This is a genomic window from Kitasatospora setae KM-6054, from assembly GCF_000269985.1.
GTDB lineage: Bacteria > Actinomycetota > Actinomycetes > Streptomycetales > Streptomycetaceae > Kitasatospora > Kitasatospora setae.
This window is the reverse complement of sequence record NC_016109.1, coordinates 5,333,724-5,358,549: the sequence shown is the minus strand read 5'-3', so window position 1 is coordinate 5,358,549 and position 24,826 is coordinate 5,333,724. Positions and strand designations below refer to the sequence as shown.

Here is a 24,826-nt window from a genome sequence, read left to right as displayed (position 1 = left end):
CCGGAGCGCGGCGCTACGCGGGGGTGCCCTTCGGCCCCCGCGCGGCGTCCAGCACCTTCAGGACCTCCGACACGTCGTCGGTGACGTGGAACAGTTCGAGGTCGGCGGGGTTGGCCTTGCCCTGGGCGACCAGGGTCGACTTGAGCCACTCCACCAGCCCGCCCCAGTAGGCGCTGCCGAACAGGACCACCGGGAAGCGGGTGACCTTCTTCGTCTGCACCAGGGTGAGCGCCTCGAACAGCTCGTCCAGCGTGCCGAGGCCGCCGGGAAGGACCACGAAGCCCTGGGCGTACTTCACGAACATCGTCTTGCGGACGAAGAAGTACCGGAAGTTCAGGCCCAGGTCGACGTACTCGTTGAGGCCCTGTTCGAAGGGCAGCTCGATGCCCAGGCCGACGCTCAGCCCGCCGGCCTCGGTGGCGCCCTTGTTGGCGGCCTCCATCGCGCCCGGGCCGCCGCCGGTGATCACCGCGTAGCCGGCCTCGGCCAGGGCCCGGCCGATCTGCACCCCGGCCTCGTACTCGGGCGAGCCGACCGGCGTCCGGGCGGAGCCGAACACGCTGATGGCGGTCGGGAGTTCGGCGAGCGCGCCGAAGCCCTCGACGAACTCCGAGGTGATCCGCAGCACCCGCCACGGGTCGGTGTGCAACCAGTCGGTCGGCCCGGTGGTGTCCAGCAGCCGCTGGTCGGTCGTACTCGTCTCGACCTGGTCGCGCCGCAGCAGAACGGGGCCCTTGCGCTTCTCGGGCCACGGCTTCCTGGGCCGGCGGACGGGGTCATCTCCGTTGGCTGTCATGACGAAACCCTACGCCTGACGAGGCACGATCCGGGGCAAATAACGGCCGTCGCGCAGACGGGAGTCGGGCGAACCGCACCCGACTCCCGCCACTCGGACCCGCTACCGGGCGAGCCAGTCCCGCAGCCGCCGCTCGACGTCGGCGATCGCGCTGAGCGAGCAGTGCTCCTCGCGCTTGTGCGCCAGGTTCGGGTCGCCGGGGCCGTAGTTGACGGCGGGCACGCCGTGCGCGGAGAACCGGGCCACGTCCGTCCAGCCGAACTTGGCCCGGGGCTCGCCGCCGACCGCCTCCAGGAAGGCCCGCGCGGCGGGCAGGCCGAGGCCGGGCAGGGCGGCGGGCGAGGCGTCGACGACGTCCACCTGGTAGCCGGCGAAGACCTCGCGCAGGTGCGCCTCGGCCTGCTCCAGGCTGCGGTCGGGGGCGAACCGGAAGGCCACGTGGATCCGGCACTCGTCGGGGATCACGTTGCCCGCCACGCCGCCGTCGATCCGGGTCGCGTTCAGGCCCTCGCGGTACTCCAGGCCGTCGATCTCCACCCGGCGCGGCTGGTACTCGGCGAGCCGGCGCAGCACCTCCGCGGCCTTGTGGATGGCGTTGTCGCCGAGCCAGCTGCGGGCGGCGTGCGCGCGGACGCCGGTGAGCGTGACGTCCACCCGCAGGCTGCCCTGGCAGCCGCCCTCGACCACCGCGCCGCTGGGCTCCATCAGGACCGCGAAGTCGCCCGCCAGCCAGTCCGGGTGGACCGCGAACAGGTGGCCGAGGCCGTTGCGGGCGGCCTCCACCTCCTCGCAGTCGTAGAAGACGTAGGTGACGTCCCGGTTGGCCTCGGTGAGGGTGGCGGCGAGCCGCAGCTGCACCGCGACGCCGGACTTCATGTCGGAGGTGCCGCAGCCGTAGAGCAGGTCGCCCTCGACGTGCGAGGGCAGGTTGTCGGCGATCGGCACGGTGTCCAGGTGCCCGGCGAGGACGACCCGCTCGGCCCGGCCGAAGTGGGTGCGGGCGACCACGTTGTTGCCGTACCGGTCGACGGTCAGGTGCGGGAGGGCCCGGAGCGCGGTCTCGACGGCGTCCGCGAGGGCCGCCTCCTCACCGCTGACGGACGGGAAGTCGACGAGGCGGGCGGTCAGCGTCCCGCCGTCGAGGAAGAGGTCGAGGGGCTCGTTCGGGCTGCTCATGGCGGCCACCCTACCGAGCCGCCGGCCCCCCTCCGCCGGTGGTCGCGCAACCGCGCGGGCCCGTGCCGCCGTCCGAGCGGTTACGGTGTCCGCGAACGGCGCGCGCCGGGCCGGGACCGCCGCGACGCGATCACCACAGAGAGGGGCCACCCGTGACCGAGGACGCCGAGTACGACGCGCTGGACGGCGCCGAACCGCGCCGCCGGCGGCCGTGGCGGCGGGTACTGGTCGGGGTGCTGGCGCTGTCGGTGGTCGGCGGCCTGGTGGTCTGGCTGAACCGGGACAAGATCACGCCCCCCGACGAGGGCTGCACGGTCACCACCGCGGCCGGCACCGGCACCCTGGAACTCGCCCAGGCCGCGAACGCCTCGACCATAGCCGCGGTGGCGATGTCCCGCGGCCTGCCCGAGCGGGCGGTGACCATCTCGCTGGCCACCGCCATCCAGGAGTCCAAGCTGTACAACCTGGAGGGCGGCGACCGGGACTCGGTCGGCCTGTTCCAGCAGCGCCCCTCGCAGGGCTGGGGCTCGGTCGACCAGATCATGGACCCGGTCTACTCGACCAACAAGTTCCTGGACGCGCTGGTCAAGGTGAACGGGTACGCGCAACTGCCGCTGACCGACGCCGCCCAGCAGGTGCAGCGCAGCGGCTACCCGCAGGCGTACGCCAAGCACGAGAACAACGCGACGCTGCTCGCCACCGTGCTGACCGGCCGCGAACCCGCCTCGCTGGACTGCGTGGTGCACGCGCTGCCCGCACCCACCCCGACCGACCCGACCGAGCAGGCCCCGACCGCGGCCAACCTCACCGAGCGGGTCCGCCGGGAGTTCGGCAAGGCCGTGACGGTGGCGGGCGCCGACAAGGCCGCCAAGGACCCGCGCGAGGTCCTCGCGCTCACCCCGCAGCCCACCGCCAGCACGGCGGGCTCCGGCGGCCCCGGCCAGACCGGCTGGGCCCTGGCGCACTGGTCGGTGGCGCACGCCGCGGCGCTCGGCGTCGGCCAGGTCGCGTACGACGGCAAGGTCTGGCGGGTGGACAAGCCGCGCGACGGCTGGAAGCCGCTGGCGGGCGCGCCCGCCGAGCGGGTGCTGGTGACGATGGGCGAGCCGGTCGCGAAGTAGCCCCGGCGGCGGCTGTCTTGACGGCGGCGGTGGCGGTGACGGCGGTGGTGGGGGCGGCGGTGGCAACGGTCGTGACGGCGGTGGTGGGGGCTCGACGGTGCGTTGACGCACTGGTGCGCGGGTGACCGCCCACCGGGTGATTCGCGTCAACTCCCGCTGACGCCGGGGCCGTCGGCGGGCACCTCCGAACCGGTGCGCCCCGGGGGCGGCGAAGGCCCGGCCCGCAAGGGGAGTGACGGTTCTGCGCCCGCCGCCACCCGGCCGACACCCCCGCGAGGCCCGAAAAAGGATCGTCCGATCTTTGCCAACCCTTGACCTTGCCCGGCCGAAACCTTCCCGGTGCTCTTTCGGTCATACACGTCGCCCGCCGGGCGGAGCGCTCCCCGCGCCGCCCGCCCGGCGGACCGTTGACCTCACCTCTTAGGAGCACCATGTCCCTCCCCCTGACGCGCCGGATCGCCCAGGCCGCGCTGCTCGTCGCCGCCACCGCGGCGCCGCTGGCGGCCGCGGCGGGCGCCGCCTCCGCCACCGAGGTGGTGCCGCAGACCGACCTGGGCGCCGGCGTGACCAAGCTGGCCGACCTCCCCAACTCGGGGGACGCGGTGCAGGGGGCCACCCACGAGCTGGGCCACGTGGTCGGCACCACCGGCTCCGCGACCCTGGCGGCGGGCGGCCCGGCGGCCGCCGACGCGGCGGGCAACACCGTCGCGCACAACCTGCCGTCCACCGACGACGCGCTCGGCAAGCTCGGCCCGGTCGGCAAGGCCGGCCAGCTGACCGGGTCGCTGCAGACGCTCACCGACAAGGCCGGCCCGGCGATCGAGGACAAGGTCGCCCCCGCCGTCACCGAGAAGGTCCTCCCGGCCACCGACCGGGCCACCGCCACCCCGCTGGCCACCGTCGCCCGCGGCCTGCCCACCGACAAGCTCACCCAGAGCCTGCCGGCCGCCGACAAGCTCGGCCCGGTCACCGGCGCCCTCCACTCGCTGCCGGTCGCCGGCGCCGTCGAGGGCCTGACCGAGCACGAGTCCGCCAACCGCCTCGGCGGCATGCCCGCCCTCGGCGGCGACAGCCCGCTCGGCGGCCTGACCGGCGCCCTCGGCCCGGTCGGCGGCCTGCTCGGCGGCATCCAGGGCGGCGGCCTGCCGATCGGCTGACCCGTCATGCGTGTCGCGGCACGCATGACCTGACACGCATGTCACGACACTCGTGTTCCCACACGTATGTCGCGACATCAATGTCACTGCACGCATGACGCGACACGCATGACGGAGGGGGCGGGCCTGGGGCCCGCCCCCTCCGTCATGTCCGCCGTACGCGGCGCCGGAAAGCGCGCCGCCGGCCCGGAGGCCGGCCCGCGCCTACCGCTTGAGCCGCTCCACCGCCGAGGCCACCCGCTCGTCGGTGGCGGTGAAGGCCACCCGCACGAACCGGTCGCCCACCGGGCCGTAGAAGTCGCCGGGGGCCACCAGGATGCCCAGCTCGGCGAGTTCGGCCACGGTCTCCCAGCACGGCTTGTCCTGGGTCGCCCACAGGTACAGGCTCGCCTCGGAGTGCTCGATCCGGAACCCGTACGCCTCCAGCGCGGCCCGCAGCGCGCTGCGCCGCTGCGCGTACCGGGCCCGCTGCTCGGCGACGTGCGCGTCGTCGGCGAGCGCGGCCGCGGTGGCCGCCTGCACCGGCGCGGGCACGATCATGCCGCCGTGCTTGCGGATCTCCAGCAGTTCGGCGACCACCACCGGGTCGCCCGCCACGAAGGAGGCCCGGTAGCCGGCCAGGTTGGAGCGCTTGGAGAGCGAGTGCACGGCCAGCAGGCCCTCGTGCGAGCCGCCGCAGACCGACGGGTGCAGCACGGACACCGGCTCGGCCTCCCAGCCGAGTTCGAGGTAGCACTCGTCGCTGACCAGCAGCACCCGGTGCTCCCGGGCCCACTCGACGGCGCGGCGCAGGGCGTCCGCGTCGAGCACCCGTCCGGTGGGGTTGGACGGCGAGTTCAGCCAGAGCAGCCGGACCTTCGAGCCGTCCAGCTCGCTGACGTCCTCGTACGCGACCGGTTCGGCGCCGCAGAGCAGCGCGCCGACCTCGTAGGTGGGGTACGCGAGCGTGGGGTAGGCGACCTGGTCGCCGGGGCCGAGGCCGAGTTGGCCGGGCAGCCAGGCCACCAGCTCCTTGGAGCCGACGGTGGGCAGCACGGCCTCGGAGCCGATCTCGGCGCCGCAGCGGCGGCCCAGCCAGCCGGCGATGGCGTCGCGCAGCGACAGCGGGCCCCACACGGTGGGGTAGCCGGGGGTGTCGGTGTGCGCGGCCAGCGCCTGCTGGACCAGTGCGGGGACGGGGTCCACCGGGGTGCCGACCGAGAAGTCGCAGAGCCCGTCCGGGTGTGCCTGGGCGGTGCGCTTGTACGGTTCGAGCTTGTCCCAGGGGAAGACCGGCAGACGGTCGGAGACGCGGCGCGCCGCCCCCGGGTGGCCCGGGAACGGCGCGTGCGTGCTGTCGTTGGTGCTCACAGCGTGGTTGCCACCGATCGGCTCAGTGCTCGGCGTTCTGCGGGGGCAGCGCGGCGATGAACGGGTGGTCGCTCTGGATCAGGCCGAGCTTGGAGGCGCCGCCGGGCGAGCCCAGGTCGTCGAAGAACTCGACGTTGGCCTTGTAGTAGTCCTTCCACTCCTCCGGAGTGTCGTCCTCGTAGAAGATCGCCTCGACCGGGCAGACCGGTTCACAGGCGCCACAGTCCACGCACTCGTCCGGGTGGATGTAGAGGGAGCGCTCGCCCTCGTAGATGCAGTCCACGGGGCACTCTTCGATGCACGCCTTGTCCTTGACGTCGACACAAGGCTGCGCGATGACGTAGGTCACGCTGTCGTTCCTCCTCGGAAGGGCTGCCGCCCTACTGTTTACTCGGTCGCGCGGTGCGCGCGGCGCCGTCGATGCCCGCCCCTAGTATCGCGGGTCTGGGGGCGCAAATGCACAGGAGGTGTGCTTGATGCTCGGTCGAGGGCCGGTGGAGGCCCGTCCGGAGGTCCGGATAGGCCGGTCTGACGTGGGTCGACGGGTGTCGGTCCGGCGTGTCGACAGCGTGGCGGACGGACGTCCGGTGTTCCGCGATGTGATCGGCGTGCTCACCTCGTGGGACGGCGCCGGGTTGACGGTCGAGCCGCGGACCGGCGGGCCGGTGCGCTTCGCCGAGGAGCTGCTGGTGGCCGGCAAGCCCGTCCCGGCGTTCCCGGCCCGCCGCGCGGCCGCGCCCGCCGCCACGCCCGAGGCGCTGCAGCGGACCGCCTCCCGCGGCTGGCCGGCCGTCGAGCGGGAGCAGCTCGGCGAGTGGACGCTGCGGGCCGCCGCCGGGTTCACCAAGCGCGCCAACTCGGTGCAGGCGCTGGGCGATCCGGGCCTGCCGCTGGACGAGGCGCTGGCCCGGGCCGACGCCTGGTACGCGGCCCGGGGGCTGCCGCTGCACGCCGAGGTGACCGTCCCCGGCTCGCCGGACGGGCTGGACGCGCTGCTCGGCCCGGCGATCACCCCGACCCTGGTGCGCACTGCCCCGCTCGGCGCCTTGGCCCGGGCCGGCCGCCCGGCCGACGTCCGGCTGTCCCGGACCGCCGGGCCCGAGTGGCTGCCGCTGTACGGCCTGGCCGACGACGACCCGGCGCGGGCGGCCGCCCTGCGGGTGCTGCACGGCGGCCCCTCGGTCTGGTTCGCCCGGGTCGAGGGCCCGGACAGCGCCCCGCTGGCGATCGGACGGGCGGCCGTGGACGGGCCGTGGGCCTGCTTCAGCGCGATCGAGACCGCCCCGGCGGCCCGCCGCCGCGGCCTGGCCACCGCGGTGATGGCCGCGCTGGCCGCCCGCGCCGCCGAGGAGGGCGCCACCGGCGCCTACCTGCAGGTCGAGGCCGACAACGCGGGCGCGATCGCGCTGTACGACGGGCTGGGCTTCACGACCAGTCACACTTACCACTACGCCCGCCTGCCCCAGCGGTAGCGTGCACCATCTGACGCACCGTCCGACACACCGCCCGAAGCACCACCCGTAGTGAGCAACGACCGCTGCCGAACCGAAGGCCGCAGTGACCGAGCAGAGCAGAACCCGCTTCCGCACCGAGGCCCGGGGCGAACACCCGGACCCGGTGCTGCTGTGCCTGCTCGCCGCCGCCGAGCACACCCTCGGCGATCCCGGCGACAGTGCCGAACAACCGTCCCTGGACGCGCTCCTGACCGCGTGCGAGGCGGCGCTGGAGCGGCACGCCGCGGCCATCCGGCAGGCCGTCGCCGAGCGCCGCCCGAGCGGTCCGGAGGAGACCGCCGCGCTGCTCGCGGCGGTGCTCGGCGGCCGCGAGCGCTTCCACGGCCGGCAGTCCGACTACCTCCGGCTGGAGTCCTCGCTGCTGCCGGAGGTGCTGCGGCGCCGCCGCGGGCTGCCGATCATGCTGGCGCTGGTCTGGTCGGCGGTGGCCGCCCGGGCCGGGCTGACCGTCCACGGCATCGCGCTGCCGGGCCACTTCATCGTCGCGGTCGGCGGCCCGGCCGGCGGCGACGAGTACGTGCTGGCCGATCCGTTCCACGGCGGCCGCCTGCTCGACGTGCCGGACGTCGAGCGTCTGCTGGCCGCCTCGGGCCAGCCGTTCTCGCCCGAACTCCTGACGCCGGCCCAGCCGTTGGACACCGTGCTGCGGGTCCTGGGGAACATCCGCCGCTGGGCGGCGGACCGGCCCGAGCACGCCCGCACCCAGCTCTGGGCCACCGAGCTCGCCCTGCTGCTCCCCCGCCACCCCGCCCAGCTCCGGCTGGAGCGGGCCGAACTGCTGGTGAAGACCGGTGACTTCCTGACCGGCGCGGCCGAGATGGAGGCGTACGCGCAGATCCTGGACGCCTTCGACCCGGAGAGCGCGAAGAAGGTCCGACTGGCCGCGAGGTCGGCCCGGCACCGCCTCAACTGACGCCGCTGTCAGGGCCGTTGCTACAACCAGCCCTTCTCGCGGGCGACCCGCACCGCCTCGGCGCGGTTGCGGGCCGCCGTCTTCTGGATCGCCATCGACAGGTAGTTGCGCACCGTGCCCTCGGAGAGGTGCAGCCGGGCGGCGATGTCCGCGTTGACCGCGCCGTCGGCCGCGGCGGCGAGGACGTCGCGCTCGCGGGCGGTGAGCGGGTTGGCGCCCTCGGCGAGGGCGGCGGCGGCCAGCACGGGGTCGATGACCTTCTCGCCGCGCAGCACCCGCCGGATCGCGTCGGCGAGTTCGGCGGCGGGGGCGTCCTTGACCAGGAAGGCGTCGGCGCCGGACTCCATCGCCCGGCGCAGGTAGCCGGGCCGTCCGAAGGTGGTGGCGATGACGACCCTGGTCCGCGGCCGGACCCGCCGGATCTCCGCGCAGGCGTCGATGCCGGTCATGCCGGGCATCTCGATGTCCAGGACGGCGACGTCGACGTCGTGTGCGGCCACCGCCGCCGCGGCCTCGTCGCCGCGCGCGACCTGGGCGACCACCTCCAGGTCGTCCTCCAGCGAGAGCAGCGCGGCGAGCGCCTCCCGCACCATGCCCTGGTCCTCGGCGAGCAGCACCCGCACCGGCCGTCCACCCGTTCCGCCCGTTCCGTCCGTCACGTCGGGCAGCCTATTGCCCGCTGGGTCCGGGCCGCAGCGGGACGAGGGCGCGCAGCCGGAAGCCCCGGCCGCGGTCGGCGGGGCCGGTCTCCAGCCGGCCGCCGGCCTGGGCGAGCCGCTCGCCGAGGCCGGCGAGGCCGTTGCCGGCCCCGGACTTGCCGGGTCCGGCGCCGTTGTCGACGACCTCCAGGACGGCGTAGCGGCCGTCGTCCTCCCAGGTCTCGTCGAGGTGGACGGCGCACCGGGTGGCGCCGGTGCCGTGCCGGACGACGTTGGTGACGGCCTCGCGCAGCGCCCAGGCGAGCACGCCGGACTCCTCGGCGGCGAGGCCGGGGCGCTCCTCGGCGAGCCGGGGGTCGGCGTCGAGGGCGATCTGGCTGGCGGCCAGCGCGGTGCGGGCGGCGGCGAGTTCGACCGGCAGGGTGGGGCGGCGGAAGCCGCTGACGGCGCCGCGGACGTCGGCGAGGGACTGCCGGGCGACCTGTTCGATGTCGGCGACCTGGGCGCGGGCGGCGTCGGCCTTCCCGGCGTCCATCAGGCGGCCGGTGAGCTCGCTCTTGATCGCGATCAGCGAGAGCGAGTGGCCGAGCAGGTCGTGCAGGTCGCGGGCGAGCCGCAGCCGCTCCTCGGAGGCGGCGAGGTGGGCGACGGCGGCCCGGGCCTCGCGCAGTTCGCGCATGGTGGTGACCAGCCGCTGCATGGCGAGCATGGCGAGTCCGGCCATCAGGCAGGGCAGGCCGATGCTGACCAGCGTCTCGGCGTCGGCGTGGCTGGTGAGTCCGACGGCGGCGAACAGCCCGGTGGTGGCGAGGACGCCGGCCAGCCCGTACCGGCCGGGCAGGATCACCGAGGCGCACACCGAGGTGTACGTGAACAGGGTCAGCCAGGACTCGCCGAGGGTGTACGAGGTGGTGACGGCGATCCCGGCCATCAGGGCGAGCGGCAGGTAGCGCCTGGCCTCGCGGAGGCCCGGGTGGTTGCGGATCACGATCAGCGACAGGTAGCAGGCCAGGAAGGCGGCGAGCGCGACGGCCCCGGCGGTGCTCGCCGCCGGGGTGTGCTGCCCGCCGGTCAGGTCCTGGACGGGGTAGGCCAGGTAGAGCGCCCAGATGGACGTCCAGGCGAGCTTGGCGAGCAACTGCCGCCGGGAGTCCACCGGCACGCCCGGGTAGGTGGTCCAGCGGCCCTCCATGCCCTCCGGCCCGTCCTCCCCGGGGTGGTCGGGGCGGCGGGCCGGTTCGGGGGTCTGCATGCGGGTCATCATGCCCGGCGCGCGTCCTTGCGGTACAGGACGGCCGCGGCGGCGGTGAAGAGCGCCAGGAAGCCGGCCAGCACGGCGATCGGCAGGGTGGCGACGCCCTGGCCGTGGATGAACGAGGCCAGCTGGTTGTAGTCGTAGACCGGGTTGAACCGGGCGTACGCCTCCAGCGAGCCGGAGACCGGGAACCAGGTGCCGCCGAACAGCGCCATCAGCATGTAGACGATCATCACCACGGGCTGCACGGCGTCCGGTTCGGCGGCGTAGCCGAGGGCGACGCCGAGCGCGGCGAAGACGAAGCTGCCGAGCCAGAGCGCGGCGGCCAGGCCGAGCCACTGGGCGGCGGTCAGCTCGACGCCCTCGACCGCGCCGATCGCGAAGACCACCAGGATGGCGGGCAGCGTGGTGACCGCGCAGGCGGCGATCTTGCCGAGCGTGTAGGCCCGCCCGGGCAGCGCGGTCAGCCGCAGCTGCCGGGTCCAGCCGCTCTTGCGCTCCAGCGAGATGCGCTGCGCCGAGCCGGTCAGGACGGCGCCGACCGCGCCGAAGGTGGCCATCGAGACCATGAAGTACGACTTCACCGGGACGCCGCCGGCCACCGTGCCGCCGCTGCCGTAGGCGCTGATGAAGAAGACGTACAGCAGCGCGGGGTAGAGCACGGTGAACATCAGGTACCGCTTGTTGCGCAGGGTGCGCAGGATCTCCAGCCGGACCAGGGTGATCATCGGACGTACTCCTCTTCGCTCGCGGCCCGGTCGGTGTCCTCGGCCCGGTCGGTGTCCTCGGCCCGGTCCTGTTCGCCGGTGATGGTCAGGAACGCCTGCTCCAGGCCGAGGCTGGTGACCTCCAGCCCGCGCGGGTACAGGCCCGCCGCGTACAGCGCGGCGACGCCCGCGTCGGCGTCGGCGGAGCGGATCCGGATGGTGCGCACGCCGTCGGCGCGGGTGCTGACGTCCAGTCCGACGGTGCCGGGCAGCGCGCGCAGCACCGCCTCGTCGACGTCGGGACCGGTGCCGGGGCCGGTGCCGTCGGCCGGGTGCAGTTCGAAGCCGATCCGGCGGGCGCCGGCCCGGGCCTTGATCTCGGCGGAGGTGCCGTCGGCGATCAGCCGGCCCTTGTGCAGGACGAGGACCCGGTCGGCGATCGAGTCGGCCTCCTCCAGGTAGTGGGTGGCGAACAGCACGGTGCGCCCGGCGTCGGCCTGCGCCCGCATCGCCTCCCAGAACCGGCGGCGGACGGTGACGTCCATGCCGGTGGTGGGCTCGTCCAGGACGATCAGGTCGTTGGCGCCGGCCACCGCGAGGGCGAACCGGACCCGCTGCTCCTGGCCGCCGGAGAGCTTGTCGACCCGGCGGTCGGCGAGTTCGGTGATCCCGGCGGTCTCCAGCACCTCGCCGACCCGGTGGCCGCGGGGGTGCACCTTGCAGGCCAGTTCGACGATCTCGCGGACCTTGACGTCGCTCATCAGGCCGCCGCTCTGCAGCATCGCGCCGACCCGGCCGGCCGTGATCGCGGCCCGCGGGGTGCCGCCGAACAGCCGGACGGTGCCGCTGTCGGGTTCGCGCAGGCCCAGCAGCAGGTCGAGGCTGCTGGACTTGCCCGCGCCGTTCGGGCCGAGCAGCGCGACCGTCTCGCCGGGTCGCAGCACCAGGTCGAGGCCGTCCACCGCCTTCACCCGGCCGTAGCTCTTGCTGACGTTCCGGAAGGCCGCGACCTCCCCCGTTCCCGTCGCCATCTGGACCAAGTCCCTTCGAAGCCGTTGTTCTTCCGACTCCTCAAGGCTCCTCCGGACGGGGGTGGCCGCGGCAGTGCCCGGCGTCGTGGCCTCCGCATGACGGATGTCACGGGTCGGGCGGTGACCGGGCCGTCACAGCAGGCCGAGCGACTCCTTCAGGAACCGGACCTGGAGCAGCAGCAGGTTCTCCGCGACCTGCTCCTGCGGGGTCATGTGGGTCACCCCGGAGAGCGGCAGCACGGTGTGCGGCCGGCCGGCCGCGAGCAGCGCGGTGGACAGCCGCAGGCTGTGCGCGACCACCACGTTGTCGTCCGCCAGGCCGTGCACGATCATCAGCGGCCGGCGCAGCGAAGGGGCCATCTCCACCAGCGAGTTGGCCCGGTACGCCGCGGGTTCGGCGGCCGGGTCGCCGTAGTAGCGCTCGGTGTAGTGGGTGTCGTACAGGTCGTGCTCGGTGACGGGCGCGCCGGCCACCGCGGCGTGGAAGACGTCCGGCTCGCGGAGCACCGCGGCGGCGGCCAGGTAGCCGCCGTACGACCAGCCGCGGATGGCGACCTTCGCCAGGTCGAGCGGGAACTCCTCGGCGAGCGCGTGCAGCGCGTCGACCTGGTCCTGGACGGAGACCTCGGCGGTCCGCCGGTTGATCGACTTCTCCCAGCCGGGGCTGTGCCCGGGGGTGCCGCGCCCGTCCGCGACGATCACCGCGAAGCCCTGGTCGGCGAACCACTGCGAGACCAGGTGCGGGTTGTGCGCCCGCACCACCCGCTGGCCGTGCGGGCCACCGTACGGGTCGAGCAGGACGGGCAACTGCCCGTCGACGTCCGGGTCGTAGCCGGTGGGCAGCAGCACCGCGCAGGGGATCCGCCGCTCGCCGGCGAACCGGAACACCGGGCGGGCGGTGGTCAGCGGGACGGCCGCGTGCGAGGCGACGACCAGCGGTTCGGCGCCCTCGCGGTGCACGGTGACGGTGGTGCCGGGGCGCAGCGGGTCGGCGGTGGTGAGCACCGTGGTGCCGCCGCCGCGGACCGCGCCGAGCGCGCCGTCGCCGACCTCCCGGACGCCGTCCGGGCCGGCCTCGAAGACGCCGAGCCAGCCGGGCGGGCGGGTCTCGAACTCGGCGGCCCCGGCGGAGGCGCTGAACAGCACGGTGCCGCCGTCCGTCCCGAGCACCGCGCGGACGTGCAGCCCGGCGTCGGTGAGCGCCCGCTCGTCGACGGTCAGCACCCGGACGCCGTCCCGGTCGGCGATCCGCACCAGCCGCCCGTCGGCCAGCCGCACCGGCGCGCCGGCGAACAGCTCCAGCCAGTCCGGGTCCCGCTCGGTGACCAGCACGGTGGTGGCGCCGGTCGCGGGGTCGGCCTCCAGCACCAGCTGCTCGCGCTGGTCGCGGGCCTGCACCTGGAGCAGCGGCGGCCCGCCGGCCGACCAGTGCACCCGGGCCAGGTACGGGTACGCCGCGCGGTCCCAGCGGATCTCGGTGCGGCGGCCGTCCAGGCCGAGCAGCCAGAGCCCGACCTCGGCGTTGGGGGTGCCGGCCGCCGGGTAGGCGACCTCGACCGGCGGGCGGCCGGGGTTGGCCGGGTCGGCGATCCACCAGCGGCGCACGGGGGTGTCGTCGACCCGGGCGGCCAGCAGCGCGCTCCCGTCGGGGGCCCACCAGTACCCGCGGTCGCGGCCCATCTCCTCCTGCGCGATGAACTCGGCCTGCCCCCAGCTGACCCCGTCCGCCTCGGGCCCGGCCAGCAGCCGGTCGCCGCCGCCGTCGACGGCGCTCACCCGCAGCTCGCCGGCCGGGGTGGCGTACGCGACGTGCGTGCCGTCCGGGCTCGGCCGCGGGTCCAGCAGCGGGGTGGCGGCGGGCAGTTCGCGGGCCGCGCCGGTGCCGGTGTCGACCGCGAACAGCCGGCCGGACAGCGCGAAGACGGCGGTCCGGCCGGCCGCGTCCAGGGCGTAGCCGACGATGCCGGCCGAGGTCTCCCGGCTGCGCTCGCGGCGGGCCAGCTCGGCGGCGGACAGCTCCTCCGCGCCGCCGCCGAGCAGCACCTCGGGGTCGGCGAGCACGGTCTCGGCGCCGGTGGCGGTGTCGAGCCGCCACAGCAGGTTCGCCGGGGCGCCCTCACCGCGGGAGCGCAGGAACAGCACCCGGGCGCCGTCCGGGGAGACGCTGAACGAGCGGGGCGCGCCCGCGCTGAAGCGCCCGGTGCGGGCGTACTGCCGGGGGAAGGTGTCGTGCGGCTTCTCGGTCGTCATGGGGCCGACCCTACGGCCCAGGACCCCGCCGGCCACCCGTTCGGCGCAGCTCACCCGGACGGCGGCGTACGGCCGTTCGGAGGCCCGCTGACCGGGCACGCAGCGGGCGGCGGGCGGGCCGCGACACCCCGGGCGGGCGCACGGAACGTCATTCGGGTGTCACTGATCGGGTATCAGTTGACCATCGTTCCGCCCGCCGCCCCGTCCCCGGGGCCGCGCACCCGAGGAAGGGTGTGAGCCGTCATGGCTTTGTCCGTCTCCGCCGTCGTGCTGATGCTGGTCGTGGTGGTGGTCCTGGTCCGCCGGTCGACCCTGAAGGTGAGCCACGCGCTGGTGTGCGCGCTGCTCGGCTTCTACCTGGCGTCCAGTTCGATCGCGCCGTCGATCCAGCAGGTGACGGCCAACCTGGCCGGGATGCTGAACGGCCTGAACCTCTAGGTCCCGTCCGCGGTGCGCGTGGGCCTGCCTGGGGAGTCCCCTCCGGGCGGGCCGTTAAGCTGCCGGGCATGACCTCCGTACCTCCGGCCGGCGCGCACGGGCTGCTGCTGGTGCACGCGCATCCCGACGACGAGTCGATCAACAACGGCTCCACGATGGCCCGGTACGCGGCCGAGGGCGTCCCGGTCACGCTGGTGACCTGCACGCTGGGCGAGGGCGGCGAGGTGATCCCGCCGGAGCTGGCGCACCTGGCGCAGGACCGCGACGACACCCTGGGCGCCCACCGGATCGGCGAACTCGCCGCCGCGATGCGCGCGCTGGGCGTCACCGACCACCGCTTCCTGGGCGGTCCGGGCCGCTGGCGGGACTCCGGGATGATGGGCGTCGCGGACAACGACGACCCGTCCTGCTTCTGGCGGGCGGACGTGGACGAGGCGGCCGGGCTGCTGGCCGCGGTGATCCGCGAGGTCCGGCCGCTGGTGCTGGTGACGTACGACGAGGACGGCGGCTACGGCCACCCCGACCACATCCAGGCGCACCGGGTGGCGCTGCGCGGCTACGAGCTGGCCGCCGACCCGGCCTTCGGCCCGGAGCTGGGCGCGCCCTGGCGGATCGCCAAGGTCTACTACAACCGGGTGCCCCGCTCGGTGATCGAGGCCGCGCTGGCCGAGACCGCCGCCGCGGCGCCGTTCCCGGGCACCGCGCCGGTCGACCAGATCCCGGGCGTGGTCGACGACCGGCTGGTCACCACCGTGCTGGACAACGCGGCGCACGCCGGGGCGAAGGCGGCCGCGATGCGGGCGCACGCCACCCAGATCACCGTGGCCGGGCGCCACTTCGCGCTCAGCAACGACCTCGGGCAGCCGCTGCTGGCCACCGAGTACTACGAGCTGGTGCGCGGGCCGCTGGGCCCGGGCGGCCCGGAGACCGACCTGTTCGCGGGGGTGGCCCGGTGAGGTTGACGCACGCCCTGCTGGGCACCCGCGAGCAGCGGATGGGCGAGCCGCTGCCGCCGCGCGGCGTCCGGATCGCCGTCTACGCCGTGCTGTTCCTGCTCGGCGCCGCGGTGTCGGTGTGCGGAGCTTTCGTGCAGACCCTGTGGGGCGGCTTCGGCGTGGTCCTGGCGCTGGCCGGCACCGCCGGGCTGTTCTACGGGGGCCTGCGGGCGACCGGCACCAAGCTGGGCGCGGGCTGCGCGCTGGGCGGCTGGTTCCTGGTGCTGGCGGTGCTGCTGGCGCCCCGCCCGGAGGGTGACCTGGTGCTCTCGGCGACGCCGTCCGCCTACCTGTACCTGTTCGGCGGCGCGGTGCTCGGGGTGGTCTGCGCGACCCTGCCGACCCGTTCCGGCTTCCTGTTCGGCGTACCGGCGCCGGAGCCCCGACGGGCCGTCAAGGGCGGCGACCGCTAGCGCATACCGGGGCGATCCGGACCAACCGGATCACCCGGTCGCCGGACGGCCCGGATCCCTTGTCGGTAAGGTGGTGCCCCGGCGGGCCACCCCGCTGTCCGGTCCGAGCGGGCCGGACGGTAGCTTCGGCACCTACTCGCGTGGCGGGGGGCGCCGGCCGCAACCGACACGTGAAGAGCTGTTGTCCCCGGGGCCGGTCGACCCGCCGCACGCCGCACGCCGTCGTCCGGCGGCCGTTCGCCCCGATACGCAGCGGACGGCCCGGCCGGCCAGGCCGCCAACCCGGAGCAGAGCGCATTGAGCAGCCGCGAATCTGACAACGCCCAGCCGCAGCCCCGACGCGGCGGCCCCGACGCGTACCCGTCGGGCACCCCGCCGTACGGCACCGGCCTGCCCGGCGGGCTCGGCGCGGACCAGGCCGCCGGCCGGACCCCGGCGCCGCGCGCCGGGGAGCCCGAGGCGCCGAAGAGCACGGAGACCACGCTGACCACCCGGGTGCGGATCAACATCCCCGGGTCGCGGCCGATCCCGCCGGTCGTCGTGCAGAGCAAGGTCAAGGACGAGAAGCCCGCCGAGCCGAGCGGCCCGCGCCACCGCGGCTCCGCCGGCGACCCGGTGCTCGGCGTGATGGACGCCGGGGCCCGCACCGGCACCCCGCCGACCCTGCCGCCGGAGTGGCAGGAGCCGGCCGCGCCGAAGGCCCCGAAGGGCGGCCCCGACGGCGGCGACACCGGCGAGTGGTTCAAGCCGCGCCAGAAGGGCCGCCCGGAGCCCGCCCCGGCCGCCGCCCCCGCACCCGCCCCCGCCGGGCCCGACCGGTCCGCCGCCGAGCGGTCCGCCGCGGAGCGCCCCGCGCCCGGCGCCGACCGGCCCGCGCCGCGCCCGTCCGGCGCGCCCGCCTCGCCGTTCGCCCCGGCCGACCCGGTGGCCTCCCGCACCGGCGGCCACCCGCTGCCGCGCCAGGAGGACCCGTTCGCGGCCCCGCAGGACCCCTTCCGGGCCGCGGCCCAGGACCCGTTCGCGGGCGGCGCCCCGCAGGACCCGTTCGCCGACCGGGACCCCTTCCAGGACCCGTTCACGGCCCCACAGGCCCGGCCGGCCCAGGACCCGTTCGCCCAGCAGCAGCCGGAGCAGCCCGCCCGGCAGCAGCACCGCCCGCAGCCCGCGCCGCGGCCGAACGGCGCGAACCCCGTGAACGGCGCGAACCCCGCGGGCGACGCGAACCCGGCGGGCGGCGTGAACGGCGCGACCGACCCGTTCGCCGCCCCCCGCCCCGGCCCGGGCGGCGGGCAACCGCAGTCGCAGCCGCCGCAGGCCGCCGGTGAGCCGGAGGACACCCAGATCGGCGGCTTCGACCCGATCACCGGTGACGAGCCGGCGCCGGGCGCCGGGATATCGGACCCGCCGACCACCCAGCTGTTCCTGAAGTCCCCGAACGGCGGCGACCCGTTCGCCGACGACCCCCGGCCCCGCCAGGGCGCGGACGGCGGCGGCCGGTTCGCCGACCAGCCCGCCCCGCAGCCCTTCCCGGGCGGCCCGCGCGCCGCCCAGCCCAAGCCCGCCCCGGCCGCCCCGGCCGCCGAGCAGCCCGCCGGGCCGGGCGCTCCCGCCGCGCCCGCCGCCAAGAGCGCGGGGAACGCGGGGGACGCGGGGGGCGGCAAGAAGAAGGGCGGTGGCGGCCGGAAGCTGCTGGTGACCGCCTTGGTCGCCGTGGTGTTCATCGGCGCGGCCGCGTACGGCGCGGGCCTGATGCTGAACCAGTCGGACATCCCCAAGGGCACCACGGTGCTGGGCACCGACATCGGCGGCGACTCCCGCGACCAGGCGGTGAAGGCGCTGGACGGCTCGGTCGCCAAGGTCGGGCAGCAGCCGGTGCGGGTGAAGGTCGGCGAGCAGTCGCTCACCCTGGACCCGGCCAGCGCCGGCCTGAGCTTCGACACCACCGCGACGGTGGACGCGCTGACCAGGCACAGCTACAACCCGGTCGACGTGCTGGGCTCGCTGACCGGCGACGCCAAGGCGGTCGAGCCGCAGGTGCGGGTCGACCGGGCGAAGCTGAAGGCCGCGCTGGACGACCTGGGCGCCAAGTCCGGGCAGGGCCTGCCGGAGGGCTACGTGCGCTTCACCGAGGCGGGCACCGCCGAGGTGGTCCCGGGCGGCGGCGGCAAGGCGCTGGACTCGGCGGGCGCGGCCGACCTGGTGGAGCAGGCGTTCCGGTCCCGGGCGGCCGGCAAGCCGGACGCCGAGGTGGTGCTGCCGGTGACCGACGCCCAGCCGAAGGTCGGGCAGGACGTGCTGCAGGCCGCCGCCGACGGCCTCGGCAAGCAGGTGCTGGCCGGCAACGTCACGGTCGTGTCGGGCACCGCCCAGTTCGCCTTCGGCCGCAACACCGCCGCCGCCGCGCTGGTGCTGGCGCCGGACGCGACCGGCGCCGTGGTCCTCAAGTGGGACCTGGACAAGCTGGGGCAGGCGGTCGGCACCGTCTTCAGCAAGCAGAAGACCACCCGCAACGGCCAGAAGGTGCCGATCACCGCGCAGGACGTGGCGGACGCCATCGCCCAGGGCGTCACCAAGACCGGCAAGGACCGCACGGTGAAGATCCCGGGCTGACGGCCCGTCCGGCTCCGCGGGCCCGACCGGGGCGCCCACGTGGGCGTTCCCGGTCGGGCCCGTTGGCGAATACTCGCCAATGGCGTCGCGGAACGGGATCAATCGGACGCCGCAACCGGGCGGCCACGTCGCGTTACCAAGACTTGATCCGCCGCAGGTCGACAAGTCAGTTCACCGGTACGCAAGATGTGCCGCGTGCCGAGACCCCGCTTCCTCCCGCTCGCCCTGACCGCCACGGTGGCGGCGCTGTCCCTCGCGCTGTGCTCGTGCAGCTCCACCTCGGGCTCCGCCGATCGCGGCCCGGCGGGAGCGGCGGCCGCGGCGGGTGGCGACGCGCCGCGGATGACCCAGCAGGAGATGAACGCCCAGCCGCGTTCCGCGCTGCGCCAGGGCGGCACCCTGACCTGGGCGATCGACCAGTACTCCAGCCAGTGGAACCCGGTCCAGGCGGACGGCTCCGAGGTGTCCACCAACGACGTGATCAAGGCGTTCCTGCCGACCTTCTGGCGGTCCGACGCGGGCGGCGTGCAGACGCCCAACCCGGCGTACCTGACCGACGTGAAGAGCGAGCTGCGGCAGGGCAGGCAGGTCGTGGTGTGGACGCTCAACCCGAAGGCCCACTGGTCCGACGGCACCCCGATCACCTGGCGCGACCTGCAGGCCAACTGGCAGGCGCTGGGCAACCTGAACACCGACTTCAAGACCGCCACCACCAACGGCTTCGACCAGGTGGAGAGCGTGGTCCGCGGCCAGGACGACTTCCAGGCCGTGATGACCTTCAAGGAGCCGTACTCGGAGTGGCAGGCGATGTTCAACAACGCCGGCAACGCCCCACTGCTGCCGGGGCAGTACATCTCCTCCCCCGAGCTGTTCAACACCTCCTTCAAGAACCGGATCCCGGTCACCGCGGGCCCCTTCAAGGTCGGCTCGCTGGACCCGAAGGCGCGCACCGTCACCGCGGTCGCCGACCCGGGCTGGTGGGGTGACAAGCCGCTGCTCGACAAGATCGTCTTCAAGGCGTACGACACCGGCGCGATGCCGCAGGCCTTCGCCAAGGGCGAGATCGACTTCTACAACAACGGCCCCAACACCGAGGGCTACCAGCTGATCCGGTCGACCGCGGGCGGCGAGGTCCGCAAGGCCGGCGGCCCCAACCTGCGGCACCTGGTGCTCAACGGCCAGAGCCCGCTGCTGACCGAGGCGAAGCTGCGCCAGGCGCTGATCCAGGCGATCGACCGGGCCGAGATCACCCGCACCGACCTGGCCGGCCTGGACTGGCCGTACGTGCCGATGAACAACCACTTCCTGGTGCCGTCCCAGCACGGCTACCAGGACAACTCGAACGGCCTGAGCCGCTTCGACCCGGCCGCCGCGAAGACCGCCCTCGACGCGCTGGGCTGGAAGCCGGGCCCGAACGGCGTCCGCGCCAAGGACGGCAAGGAGCTGGTGCTGCGCTACGTGGCGCCGGCCGCGAACAACCTGGCGGCCAACGAGAGCGAGGAGGTCACCCGGATGCTCGCCGCGGTCGGGGTGACCGTCCAGGTCCAGACCGTGCCGGCCGGCGAGTTCTTCGACGGCTACATCTACAAGCACGACTTCGACCTGACCTCGTTCTCGCTGCTCGGCACGCCCTTCCCGGTCTCCAACTCGATCAGCACCTTCCAGCAGAACTCCGGCTCCAACTGGGCCCAGGTGGGCAGCAAGGCGCTCGACCGGGCGATGGCGGACGCGGCCAAGGCCGAGAGCGTGGACGAGGAGACGGCGGCGCTCAACCGGGCCGACACCGAGGCCTGGCAGGTCGCCGGACTGGTCCCGCTGTACCAGCGGCCGGCCATCTACGGGGTGCGCAAGGAACTGGCCAACCTCGGCGCCACCGGCCTCGGGGATGTCGTCTACGAGAACATCGGCCTGACGAAGTAACGGATTGAACAACCGCGGCGGTAACGCCGCGGCGAGGTCCCGCCAATGGCGGGAAAATGCCAGTCGGGCGACGCACCGCGCGCCACCCGAATTGGGTCACACCTACCCGTGAATTCGCCTTCGCACGCCCCAAAACAGCGATGTCCGATTATCGGACACTCAATTGCACCGACCAATTGCGGTGAATGGCATCAAAACGGACATCGACTCTACGCGCGTCATCCGGACGGGGTTCGGAGACGGGCGTCCTGATAGCGGAGCCGACCGTGCATCGTTACGGACAGGTGAACGCAGGTTGCTCAAGTATGTCCGCTTTTGACCGTCTCGGTCGGTCGATGTCAAGAGTCCGAGAACTACGAAGTGGTTGACATTCCAGCACGAAGGAGGAAATGCGCCATCGACAACTGGGGAACTCTTGACGTTCGATAAACGACTTGCAAGAGTCCATTCATCCAAGTTCTTACTCCTTGCTTCTGCACGGACCACGGTCGGGAGCTTTAGCACCATGACGACGCCTACTGGGGCCACGACGGACGGGAACACCTCCCGTCCCGGGTCGACGTCGGACCTCGCGGACAACGCCAAGGCCGACACGCCCGCCGATCCGGGCTTCCGCGGCCTCTCGCCCGGGAAGCTCATGTGGCGCCGCTTCCTCCGTGACCGCACCGGCGTGGTGAGCGCGTGCGTGGTGCTGTTCTTCGTCGCGCTGGCGCTCTTCGCCCCGCTCATCTCCATGCTGTACGGGAAGGACCCGGAGACCCACTACGGCCAGGAGGACGTCAGCCTGCTGACCGACTCGGGCCTGCCGACCGGTCCGAACGGCGGCATGAGCGGGGACTTCTGGTTCGGCCTGGAGCCCGGCCTCGGCCGTGACGTCTTCACCCTGCTGATCTACGGCATCCGCACCTCGCTGATCATCGCCGTCGCCACCTCGCTGCTGACCACCGTGATCGGTGTCGCGCTGGGCATCGCGGCCGGCTACCTCGGCGGCAAGGTCGACTACTTCATCGGCCGGGTGATCGACGTCCTGATGTCGTTCCCGTCGCAGATCTTCCTGATCGCCTGCATGCCGGTGGTCACCAGCCTGCTGGTCAGCCCGAACGAGAAGAACCCGGACTGGCTGCCGTTCGTCGCGGTCACCCTGGTGCTGTCGCTGCTCGGCTGGATGGGCCTGGCCCGCATCCTGCGCGGCGTGTCGCTGTCGCTGCGCGAGCGCGAGTTCATCGAGGCCGCCAAGGTCACCGGCGCCTCCCCGCTGCGGATCATCTTCAAGGAGATCCTGCCCAACCTGTGGACCCCGATCCTGGTGCAGTCCACCCTCGCGCTGCCGGCCTTCGTGACCGCCGAGGCGGGCCTCTCCTACCTGGGCGTGGGCGTCTCCGAGCCGACCCCGGACTGGGGCCGCATGATCGCCGACGCCTCGGGCTTCCTCCGGACCGACGTCACCTTCCTGCTCTTCCCGGGCCTCGCCATGGTGCTGTTCGTCCTGGCCTTCAACCTGCTCGGCGACTCGGTCCGGGACGCGTTCGACCCGAAGACCAACCGCTGACAGGCCCTCAAGACTCCGGGGGGACGGGTACGCCAGGCCCCGGGCACACCCACGAAGATTTCCGCACAACTATCCCAGGCAGGATGAAGATGAGCTCTCGCAAGACGCGGCTCGCGGCCGCCATTCTCGTGGCCGGGGCCCTGGCCGTCACCACGGCGTGCTCCAGCGGCCACAGCAACAGCGACGGCAGCAAGGCCGGCGCCAGCAAGGCCCCCGTGAAGACCACCTCGATCTCCGTCGGCACCGCCGCGGACTCGAAGGGCCCGGCCGCCGCCGAGCCGGGTGCGAAGAAGGGCGGCACGGTCAACATGATCGACCGCGACGACTTCTCGCACCTCGACCCGGCCCAGATCTACATGAACTACAACGCCGAGGTCTCGCTGCTCTTCACCCGCCAGCTGACGGGTTACAAGACCTCCGAGGACGGCTCGCAGAAGCTGGTCGGCGACCTCGCCACCGACACCGGCACCACCACCGACGGCGGCAAGACCTGGAAGTTCACGCTGAAGGACGGCGTGAAGTGGCAGGACGGCTCGCCGATCACCTCGGCCGACGTCAAGTACTCGATCGAGCGCACCTACGCCTCGTTCATCAAGTCCGGCCCGACCTACATCCAGGGCTGGCTCTCCGGCTCCGACTACCGCTCGGCCTACGAGGGCCCGTACGGCGGCAAGCACCTGGACGCGATCCAGACCCCGGACGACAAGACCGTCGTCATCACCTTCCCCGAGGCCCACACCGACGCCAACTTCACGCTGGCGATGACCGGTTACGGCATCGTGCCGCAGGCGCACGACACCAAGGAGGAGTACGACAAGAAGCCGTTCTCCTCGGGCCCGTACCAGATCACCGAGCACGTCACCGACCGCTCGCTGGACCTGGAGCGCAACCCCAACTGGGACCCGGCCACCGACCCGATCCGGAACGCGTACCCGGACAAGTGGCACATGGCGTTCGGCGTCCAGGCGCAGCAGTCCACCGAGCGCTTCATGGCGGACAACGGCGACGACAAGAACACCTTCTCGTTCCACAACCAGGTCCACCCGACCTTCATCGACCAGGTCAAGGCCGACGAGAAGCTCAAGCCCCGCACCCTCGAGGGCCTGACCCCGTACGTCGACTACTACTACATCAACAACACCCGGGTGAAGGACCAGAAGGTCCGCGAGGCCCTGATCAAGGCCTTCCCGCACCAGCAGACCCGCCAGCTGCAGGGCGGCACCTCCTACGGTGACTACGCCACCGCGTACATGAGCCCGACCGTCCTCGGCTACGAGTCCTACGACCCGTACGGCATCCTGAAGAAGCCGCAGGGCGACCCGGAGGCCGCCAAGGCGCTGCTGACCCAGGCCAACGCCGTGGGCACCAGCATCGTCTACGCGTACAACAACACCCCGCTGCAGCAGAAGGTCACCGAGGCCATCCGCGACGCGCTGGAGAAGGCCGGCTTCAAGTTCGTCCCGAAGCCGCTGGACGCGAAGACCTACTACGACGCGATCGGCCAGGTCAACAACGAGTACGACCTGTACTGGGGCGGCTGGGGCGCCGACTGGCCGACCGGTTACACCTCGCTGCAGCCGGTCTGGGACGGCCGCGCCATCGCGGACGGCGCGTCCAACTACGCGCACCTGAACGACCCGGAGATCAACGCGGCGATCGACGCCGCGCAGAAGGTCGCCGACCCGGTCGAGCAGGGCAAGGCGTGGGCCGCGATCGACAAGAAGCTGCAGGACAAGGCCGTCTCGATCCCGGACGTGTACCAGCGCTCGCTGAGCCTCTACGGCTCGGGCCTGGGCGGCGTCAAGTTCGACACCCTGGCCGGCCTGCAGTCCCCGCTCAACATCTACGTCAAGTAGTAGTCGTCACCGAGCAGTAGCTCACGGCGGGACACCGGCACGATCTGCCGGTGTCCCGCCCCGATCAGGAGAGCCCGTCCGATGCTCCGATTCCTCGTCCGCCGAACCCTCGGCGCTCTCGTCATCCTGCTGATCGTCTCGATGATCACGTACGCGCTGTTCTTCGCGATCCCGGCGGACCCGGCGCGGCTCTACTGCGGCAAGACCTGCACGCCCGAGAACCTCGCCCTGATCAGGCACGACATGGGCTTCGACAAGGCCTGGCCGGTCCAGTTCTGGAACTGGCTGAGCACCATCTTCACCGGTGGCACCTTCAACGGAGTGCACTGCTCGGCCCCGTGCTTCGGATACTCCTTCGCCAAGCAGGAGCTGGTCGGCGGCATCCTCGCGGACCGCTTCCCGACCACCCTGTCGCTGACCGTCGGCTCCGCCGTCATCTTCCTGGTCTTCGGCATCGGCACCGGCATGCTGGCCGCCCGCAAGCAGGGCAAGGCCACCGACAAGATCGCCAGCTCGGCCTCGCTGCTGGCGTCCTCGATGCAGATCTACGTGGCCGGCCCGCTCGCCCTCTGGCTGCTCTGCTACAGCACCAACCTGCTGGAGCTGCCGAAGTACGTCCCGTTCACCGAGGACCCGCTCGGCTGGGCCGGCGGCCTGCTGGTGCCGTGGATCGTGCTGTCGCTGATCTGGACCGCGAACTACACCCGCATGACCCGCTCCTCGATGGTCGAGCAGCTCTCCGAGGACTACGTGCGGACCGCCCGGGCCAAGGGCATGTCCGGCAGCTCGGTGTTCATGCGCTACGCCTGGCGCGGCGCGATGGGCACCATCGTCACCGTCTTCGGCATCGACCTGGGCGTGCTGCTCGGCGGCGCCATCATCACCGAGACGACCTTCAGCCTGCAGGGTCTCGGCGAGCTGGCGATCCACTCGTTCCGCGACTCCGACCTCTCGCTGCTGGTCGGCATCACCGTGGTGGCGGCCACCCTGATCGTCTTCTTCAACATCATCGTCGACGCCGCCTACGCCCTGATCGACCCGCGCATCCGTCTGGCCTGACGGCCACACCCCGGCCGCCCAGCAGTCCCGACCTCACGTACCGCACCGAGGAGCCCA

The 24,826-nt window shown here is 73.4% G+C and carries 21 protein-coding genes; 12 read left to right on the top strand and 9 right to left on the bottom strand.

Annotated elements, in window-relative coordinates:
• Positions 1 to 13 precede the first annotated feature (13 nt).
• Both KSE_RS23915 and dapE read right to left on the bottom strand, forming a co-directional pair.
• Positions 14 to 796, bottom strand: coding sequence for an LOG family protein (locus tag KSE_RS23915; protein ID WP_014137924.1), 783 nt, complete (start codon positions 794 to 796; stop codon positions 14 to 16).
• A 102-nt stretch (positions 797 to 898) separates the two neighbouring features.
• Positions 899 to 1,972 carry a succinyl-diaminopimelate desuccinylase gene (dapE, locus tag KSE_RS23910; protein WP_014137923.1) on the bottom strand — a complete coding sequence of 358 codons (1,074 nt, stop codon included), beginning with the start codon at positions 1,970 to 1,972 and terminating at the stop codon, positions 899 to 901.
• 152 nt (positions 1,973 to 2,124) lie between these two features.
• On the opposite strand from dapE, the gene KSE_RS23905 reads away from it, so the two are divergent.
• Together KSE_RS23905 and KSE_RS46390 are read left to right on the top strand one after the other, a co-directional pair.
• The gene (locus KSE_RS23905) at positions 2,125 to 3,093 is read left to right on the top strand and encodes a hypothetical protein (protein ID WP_014137922.1); all 969 of its coding nucleotides are present in this window, start codon (positions 2,125 to 2,127) and stop codon (positions 3,091 to 3,093) included.
• Positions 3,094 to 3,524: 431 nt separating this feature from the next.
• Positions 3,525 to 4,250 carry a hypothetical protein gene (locus KSE_RS46390; protein WP_014137921.1) on the top strand — a complete coding sequence of 242 codons (726 nt, stop codon included), beginning with the start codon at positions 3,525 to 3,527 and terminating at the stop codon, positions 4,248 to 4,250.
• A 204-nt stretch (positions 4,251 to 4,454) separates the two neighbouring features.
• Here KSE_RS46390 and dapC read toward each other — a convergent pair whose 3' ends face one another.
• Positions 4,455 to 5,600, bottom strand: coding sequence for a succinyldiaminopimelate transaminase (gene dapC, locus KSE_RS23895; RefSeq protein WP_014137920.1), 1,146 nt, complete (start codon positions 5,598 to 5,600; stop codon positions 4,455 to 4,457).
• Positions 5,601 to 5,622: 22 nt separating this feature from the next.
• Complete coding sequence (fdxA, locus tag KSE_RS23890) at positions 5,623 to 5,949, bottom strand: ferredoxin (RefSeq protein WP_014137919.1); 327 nt, start codon at positions 5,947 to 5,949, stop codon at positions 5,623 to 5,625.
• Positions 5,950 to 6,076: 127 nt separating this feature from the next.
• Between fdxA and KSE_RS23885 the strand changes: the two genes are divergently transcribed.
• Both KSE_RS23885 and KSE_RS23880 read left to right on the top strand, forming a co-directional pair.
• Positions 6,077 to 7,072 (top strand): GNAT family N-acetyltransferase, encoded by a 996-nt coding sequence (locus KSE_RS23885; protein WP_014137918.1) that lies wholly within the window; start codon positions 6,077 to 6,079, stop codon positions 7,070 to 7,072.
• An 85-nt stretch (positions 7,073 to 7,157) separates the two neighbouring features.
• A complete protein-coding gene (locus KSE_RS23880; protein WP_014137917.1) occupies positions 7,158 to 8,027 on the top strand; it encodes a SirB1 family protein in 870 nt (289 codons plus the stop codon).
• Between the two features lie 20 nt (positions 8,028 to 8,047).
• Here KSE_RS23880 and KSE_RS23875 read toward each other — a convergent pair whose 3' ends face one another.
• The 5 genes from KSE_RS23875 to KSE_RS23855 form a co-directional block, all read right to left on the bottom strand.
• Complete coding sequence (locus tag KSE_RS23875) at positions 8,048 to 8,686, bottom strand: response regulator transcription factor (protein WP_014137916.1); 639 nt, start codon at positions 8,684 to 8,686, stop codon at positions 8,048 to 8,050.
• A gap of 10 nt (positions 8,687 to 8,696) precedes the next feature.
• Positions 8,697 to 9,938, bottom strand: a complete 1,242-nt coding sequence (locus KSE_RS23870; RefSeq protein WP_231873217.1) for a sensor histidine kinase — start codon at positions 9,936 to 9,938, stop codon at positions 8,697 to 8,699.
• An 8-nt stretch (positions 9,939 to 9,946) separates the two neighbouring features.
• Positions 9,947 to 10,669, bottom strand: a complete 723-nt coding sequence (locus KSE_RS23865) for an ABC transporter permease (RefSeq protein ID WP_014137914.1) — start codon at positions 10,667 to 10,669, stop codon at positions 9,947 to 9,949.
• Entirely contained in the window at positions 10,666 to 11,679 is a 1,014-nt protein-coding gene (locus tag KSE_RS23860; protein ID WP_014137913.1) for an ABC transporter ATP-binding protein, read from the bottom strand. Before KSE_RS23860 ends, KSE_RS23865 begins: the two co-directional genes overlap by 4 nt.
• Before the next feature lie 132 nt (positions 11,680 to 11,811).
• Positions 11,812 to 13,929 (bottom strand): S9 family peptidase, encoded by a 2,118-nt coding sequence (locus KSE_RS23855; protein WP_014137912.1) that lies wholly within the window; start codon positions 13,927 to 13,929, stop codon positions 11,812 to 11,814.
• Between the two features lie 243 nt (positions 13,930 to 14,172).
• On the opposite strand from KSE_RS23855, the gene KSE_RS23850 reads away from it, so the two are divergent.
• From KSE_RS23850 to KSE_RS23815, 8 genes are all read left to right on the top strand, one after another.
• Positions 14,173 to 14,367, top strand: coding sequence for a DUF2304 family protein (locus KSE_RS23850; RefSeq protein WP_014137911.1), 195 nt, complete (start codon positions 14,173 to 14,175; stop codon positions 14,365 to 14,367).
• A 68-nt stretch (positions 14,368 to 14,435) separates the two neighbouring features.
• Complete coding sequence (gene mshB / locus KSE_RS23845; protein WP_014137910.1) at positions 14,436 to 15,323, top strand: N-acetyl-1-D-myo-inositol-2-amino-2-deoxy-alpha-D-glucopyranoside deacetylase; 888 nt, start codon at positions 14,436 to 14,438, stop codon at positions 15,321 to 15,323.
• On the top strand, positions 15,320 to 15,775 hold the full coding sequence (locus KSE_RS23840; protein WP_014137909.1) for a DUF6113 family protein: 456 nt from the start codon (positions 15,320 to 15,322) through the stop codon (positions 15,773 to 15,775). The genes mshB and KSE_RS23840 overlap by 4 nt, the downstream gene beginning before the upstream one ends.
• Before the next feature lie 297 nt (positions 15,776 to 16,072).
• Complete coding sequence (locus tag KSE_RS42985; RefSeq protein WP_014137908.1) at positions 16,073 to 18,385, top strand: hypothetical protein; 2,313 nt, start codon at positions 16,073 to 16,075, stop codon at positions 18,383 to 18,385.
• A gap of 195 nt (positions 18,386 to 18,580) precedes the next feature.
• A complete protein-coding gene (locus KSE_RS23830; RefSeq protein ID WP_157850072.1) occupies positions 18,581 to 20,305 on the top strand; it encodes an ABC transporter family substrate-binding protein in 1,725 nt (574 codons plus the stop codon).
• Between the two features lie 505 nt (positions 20,306 to 20,810).
• Positions 20,811 to 21,854 (top strand): ABC transporter permease, encoded by a 1,044-nt coding sequence (locus KSE_RS23825; RefSeq protein WP_014137906.1) that lies wholly within the window; start codon positions 20,811 to 20,813, stop codon positions 21,852 to 21,854.
• Between the two features lie 89 nt (positions 21,855 to 21,943).
• A complete protein-coding gene (locus tag KSE_RS23820; protein WP_051055366.1) occupies positions 21,944 to 23,710 on the top strand; it encodes an ABC transporter substrate-binding protein in 1,767 nt (588 codons plus the stop codon).
• Positions 23,711 to 23,791: 81 nt separating this feature from the next.
• Positions 23,792 to 24,769 carry an ABC transporter permease gene (locus KSE_RS23815; RefSeq protein WP_014137904.1) on the top strand — a complete coding sequence of 326 codons (978 nt, stop codon included), beginning with the start codon at positions 23,792 to 23,794 and terminating at the stop codon, positions 24,767 to 24,769.
• The last annotated feature ends 57 nt before the right edge of the window (positions 24,770 to 24,826 follow it).

Excerpts from the sequence above, each read along its gene's own strand:
- KSE_RS23915 (WP_014137924.1), bottom strand. The coding sequence starts at position 796 with ATGACAGCCAACGGAGATGACCCCGTCCGCCGGCCCAGGAAGCCGTGG.
- dapE (WP_014137923.1), bottom strand. The coding sequence starts at position 1,972 with ATGAGCAGCCCGAACGAGCCCCTCGACCTCTTCCTCGACGGCGGGACG.
- KSE_RS46390 (WP_014137921.1), top strand. The coding sequence starts at position 3,525 with ATGTCCCTCCCCCTGACGCGCCGGATCGCCCAGGCCGCGCTGCTCGTC.
- KSE_RS23885 (WP_014137918.1), top strand. The coding sequence starts at position 6,077 with ATGCTCGGTCGAGGGCCGGTGGAGGCCCGTCCGGAGGTCCGGATAGGC.
- KSE_RS23870 (WP_231873217.1), bottom strand. The coding sequence starts at position 9,938 with ATGCAGACCCCCGAACCGGCCCGCCGCCCCGACCACCCCGGGGAGGAC.
- KSE_RS23865 (WP_014137914.1), bottom strand. The coding sequence starts at position 10,669 with ATGATCACCCTGGTCCGGCTGGAGATCCTGCGCACCCTGCGCAACAAG.
- KSE_RS23860 (WP_014137913.1), bottom strand. The coding sequence starts at position 11,679 with ATGGCGACGGGAACGGGGGAGGTCGCGGCCTTCCGGAACGTCAGCAAG.
- KSE_RS23855 (WP_014137912.1), bottom strand. The coding sequence starts at position 13,929 with ATGACGACCGAGAAGCCGCACGACACCTTCCCCCGGCAGTACGCCCGC.
- KSE_RS23850 (WP_014137911.1), top strand. The coding sequence starts at position 14,173 with ATGGCTTTGTCCGTCTCCGCCGTCGTGCTGATGCTGGTCGTGGTGGTG.
- mshB (WP_014137910.1), top strand. The coding sequence starts at position 14,436 with ATGACCTCCGTACCTCCGGCCGGCGCGCACGGGCTGCTGCTGGTGCAC.
- KSE_RS23825 (WP_014137906.1), top strand. The coding sequence starts at position 20,811 with ATGACGACGCCTACTGGGGCCACGACGGACGGGAACACCTCCCGTCCC.
- KSE_RS23820 (WP_051055366.1), top strand. The coding sequence starts at position 21,944 with ATGAGCTCTCGCAAGACGCGGCTCGCGGCCGCCATTCTCGTGGCCGGG.
- KSE_RS23815 (WP_014137904.1), top strand. The coding sequence starts at position 23,792 with ATGCTCCGATTCCTCGTCCGCCGAACCCTCGGCGCTCTCGTCATCCTG.